1 protein-coding gene and 1 pseudogene are annotated in these 1,159 nt (G+C 74.7%); one reads left to right on the top strand and one right to left on the bottom strand.

The window, feature by feature from the left end; translation table 11 throughout:
* Positions 1-622, bottom strand: a pseudogene (locus tag ABD52_RS37250) (aminoglycoside phosphotransferase family protein); the annotation flags it as partial.
* Between the two features lie 108 nt (positions 623-730).
* On the opposite strand from ABD52_RS37250, the gene ABD52_RS37245 reads away from it, so the two are divergent.
* The coding region (locus tag ABD52_RS37245) for a hypothetical protein (protein WP_047894875.1) at positions 731-1,159 on the top strand (429 nt) is incomplete at its 3' end.

The raw sequence follows: 1,159 nt of genomic DNA, 5'->3' as shown, positions 1-1,159 counted from the left end.
CCCCCTCTCCGGCCCCGTACCGGTCCTCCCCCGGCACGTCGTCCAGCAGCATCCGCCCCTCCCCGTCGGCGGCGAGCACCACCGGCACGCCGATCAGGGAGTCCGTGTCACCGGGAAGACCGGCCACCGAGGGGAGCCGGCCGAGGACCTCGGGCTCGTGGCGGGCGAAGGACGGTAGCTGCTTCAGCCACGCCGGGCCCTGGTCGGTGTCCAGGCGCCAGATGGCGGAGAGGTTCCAGGTGCGCTGCTGCGCCACCGCCGTCACCCGGCGGCCGAGCCGGCTCAGCTCGCCGGTCGCCCACGCGACGCTGCGAGCCGGACCGCCGGCCTCCGCCCACGGCTGGCGCAACGGGTGCGGTGCGAGGTCCACGGCCGCCGGTTCCAGGGGTACGGCCGGCGCGTCGACTACCTGCGCCAGGTAGCGGACGTGGCCGCCGGGAGGCGCGGAACGGTCGGCGTCGAGCAGCCGCAGCACCGTCACCTCCAGACCGTGGCGCTGCCGGACCGTGTCGACGATCGAGTGGACCTCCTGCCACCACGGCTCCGGCACGTCGAACGGCGGCAGCGCGCCGAGCGGACGGCCGACGGCGTCGAGCAGGACCAGCGAGACGGTGCGGGACACGGCCGGACGGTATCCGGGCACCCCTACGGGAGGCGAGCGGATTGATCCGGGTCAGGTTCGGGACCGCTCCCCGATGTCCCGGGCACGGGCGCCCGGAACGCTGAGGCGATGAGCCTCCTCGATTCCCGCACACGTCCCACGCACCAGTGGCTACGCCCGGTCGCCGTGGCGTCTGCGGTGCTGCTGCTCGGCTACGGCCTGCTGCGCCTGCTCGACCGCCTGGACGGGCACAGCGACAAGGGCGCCTGGGCCTGGAACACCGGGCACACGCTGTTCCTGCTCGGCGTCCTCGGCTTCGCCGCGCTGATCGTCGGGCTGCACGGCCTGCTGCGTACCCGCTCGTCGCGACTGCGGACGCTCGACGACGTGGCCGCACCGGCCGGCCTGGTCGGCGCCGCCGCCTTCGTCTGGGTGATCCTCGGTGACCTGTTCCCGCGCTTCGCCGACGCGGTGCCCACGCCCGGCCTTGTGCTGTACGGCGGACCGCTGCTGTTCGAGGTGGGCCTGCTGGTGCTGCTGTACCGGGCGGCGGCGGCC

The sequence above is a fragment of the Micromonospora sp. RV43 genome, assembly GCF_001029515.1.
In the GTDB taxonomy this organism is placed as follows: Bacteria; Actinomycetota; Actinomycetes; order Mycobacteriales; family Micromonosporaceae; genus Micromonospora; species Micromonospora aurantiaca.
The sequence above is the reverse complement of the archived record's forward strand: the minus strand, read 5'-3'. Positions and strand labels throughout refer to the sequence as shown.